The sequence below is a fragment of the Rhizobium sp. AQ_MP genome, from assembly GCF_014237835.1.
In the GTDB taxonomy this organism is placed as follows: Bacteria; Pseudomonadota; Alphaproteobacteria; order Rhizobiales; family Rhizobiaceae; genus Allorhizobium.
The window spans coordinates 1-3,136 of the sequence record NZ_JACJVI010000043.1; the positions used below are offsets into that span (position 1 = coordinate 1).

Here is a 3,136-nt window from a genome sequence, read left to right on the forward strand (position 1 = left end):
CACTTCCACACCCGTCCTATCAACGTGGTCGTCTTCCACGGCTCTGATAGGGAATACTCGTTTTCAGGTGGGTTTCCCGCTTAGATGCCTTCAGCGGTTATCCCTTCCATATATAGCTACCCTGCTATGCCCTTGGCAGGACAACAGGTCCACCAGAGATATGTCCATCCCGGTCCTCTCGTACTAGGGACAGATCCTGTCAATATTCCTACACCCACGGCAGATAGGGACCGAACTGTCTCACGACGTTCTGAACCCAGCTCACGTACCGCTTTAATTGGCGAACAGCCAAACCCTTGGGACCTGCTCCAGCCCCAGGATGCGATGAGCCGACATCGAGGTGCCAAACAACCCCGTCGATATGGACTCTTGGGGGTCATCAGCCTGTTATCCCCGGCGTACCTTTTATCCGTTGAGCGATGGCCCTTCCACACGGGACCACCGGATCACTATGACCGACTTTCGTCTCTGCTCGACTTGTCAGTCTCGCAGTCAGGCGGGCTTATGCCATTGCACTCGACGACCGATTTCCGACCGGTCTGAGCCCACCATCGCGCGCCTCCGTTACTCTTTCGGAGGCGACCGCCCCAGTCAAACTACCCACCATACACTGTCCCGGATCCGGATGACGGACCGCGGTTAGACATCCATGACGATAAGGGTGGTATTTCAAGGATGGCTCCACAGAAACTGGCGTCCCTGCTTCAAAGCCTACCACCTATCCTACACATGCCGACACGAATGCCAGTGTAAAGCTATAGTAAAGGTGCACGGGGTCTTTCCGTCTGACCGCAGGAACCCCGCATCTTCACGGGGAATTCAATTTCACTGAGTCTATGTTGGAGACAGCGGGGAAGTCGTTACGCCATTCGTGCAGGTCGGAACTTACCCGACAAGGAATTTCGCTACCTTAGGACCGTTATAGTTACGGCCGCCGTTTACTGGGGCTTCGATTCAAAGCTTGCACCTCTCCTCTTAACCTTCCAGCACCGGGCAGGCGTCAGACCCTATACGTCGTCTTGCGACTTCGCAGAGCCCTGTGTTTTTGATAAACAGTCGCTACCCCCTGGTCTGTGCCACCCCATCTGACTTGCGTCAAAAGGGGTCACGCTTCTTCCGAAGTTACGCGTGCAATTTGCCGAGTTCCTTCAACATAGTTCTCTCAAGCGCCTTGGTATACTCTACCTGACCACCTGTGTCGGTTTCGGGTACGGTCTGTACGGTGGAGCTATTTCCTGGAACCGCTTCCTCGCCCATTCAATCCAATAAGAATGAACAAGTTACGCAATCCGTCACTACCACCAGGCCCACGAATATTAACGTGGTTCCCATCGACTACGCGTGTCCGCCTCGTCTTAGGGGCCGGCTAACCCTGCTCAGATTAACTTTAAGCAGGAACCCTTGGTCTTTCGGCGAGGGGGTCTCTCACCCCCTTTATCGTTACTCATGTCAACATTCGCACTTCCGATACCTCCAGGAGCCCTCACGGGTCTCCCTTCACAGGCTTACGGAACGCTCCGCTACCACGTGCATTGCTGCACATCCTCAGCTTCGGTGCATGGCTTTAGCCCCGTTACATTTTCGGCGCAAAGACCCTTATTTAGACCAGTGAGCTGTTACGCTTTCTTTAAATGATGGCTGCTTCTAAGCCAACATCCTGGTTGTTTTGGGATCCTCACATCCTTTCCCACTTAGCCATGACTTGGGGACCTTAGCTGGAGGTCAGGGTTGTTGCCCTCTTCACGACGGACGTTAGCACCCGCCGTGTGTCTGCCGACTAGTACTCCCAGGTATTCGGAGTTTGGTTAGGATCAGTAAGACGGTGAGTCCCCATAGCCCATCCAGTGCTCTACCCCCTGGGGTATTCGGTCGACGCTCTACCTAAATAGATTTCGCGGAGAACCAGCTATCTCCGAGTTTGATTGGCCTTTCACCCCTAGCCACAAGTCATCCCAATCTATTGCAACAGATGCGGGTTCGGCCCTCCAGTTGGTGTTACCCAACCTTCAGCCTGCTCATGGCTAGATCACTCGGTTTCGGGTCTAATGCAACTAACTGAACGCCCTGTTCAGACTCGCTTTCGCTGCGCCTACACCTACCGGCTTAAGCTTGCTAGTTACACTAAGTCGTTGACCCATTATACAAAAGGTACGCCGTCAGCCTTGCGGCCTCCGACTGCTTGTAGGCATCCGGTTTCAGGTTCTATTTCACTCCCCTTGTCGGGGTGCTTTTCACCTTTCCCTCACGGTACTTGTTCGCTATCGGTCATGCACGAGTACTTAGGCTTGGAGAGTGGTCTCCCCATGTTCAGACAGGATTTCACGTGTCCCGCCTTACTCAAGGACAATGAGTGTTCTACGCTTACGGGGCTATCACCCACTATAGCCAGGCTTTCCAACCTGTTCAGCTTTATTCCTCATTGCCACTGGCCTGGTCCGCGTTCGCTCGCCACTACTTGCGGAGTCTCGGTTGATGTCCTTTCCTGCAGGTACTTAGATGTTTCAGTTCCCTGCGTTCGCTTCTAACCCCTATGTATTCGAAGGTTAGATACCTTATAACAATGCTTGGAAACCATTTTGGTTTTGAAGAACGCCGCACGAGCGACGACGCGCTACCGCGCTGTAAGGGAAACTCCCATACAGGACGACAGTCCGTCGGCGATCGTTCGCCGTACCGTTGGCTCAAAGAGCCAACAACCAAAATGATTTTCCAAGCATTTAAGGTGGGTTGCCCCATTCGGAGATCCATGGATCAAAGCTCATTCGCAGCTCCCCACGGCTTTTCGCAGCGTATCACGTCCTTCTTCGCCTGTGCATGCCAAGGCATCCACCAAATGCCCTTACGACACTTAATCGTTCTCATTGCCAATGCTCATCTATAGGAAAGACAATAGCCAATAGGCATTAGCCAATAGATCCTAAAACCTACTGCCTACTGCCTAAATCCTATCATCTCACCAGTCCGGCTACCTTTTACAACCAGACCATTCAGATGCCATCGACGTGTTCGATCCGGTCACTTTATTGGAGCTACGCCGAGCAGCTCACTTGTGCCGGATCTTTAAGACCAGCTTCTCGAGATTAAATCCGGGATCGCGCGGTCAGGCAACGATCATCAGCAATCCGTCAGAGGTGAC

1 rRNA gene is annotated in these 3,136 nt (G+C 53.0%); it reads right to left on the reverse strand.

Annotated features, from left to right (window positions below):
- Positions 1 to 2,854, reverse strand: a 23S ribosomal RNA gene (locus tag H6M51_RS24090); the annotation flags it as partial.
- Positions 2,855 to 3,136 lie beyond the last annotated feature (282 nt).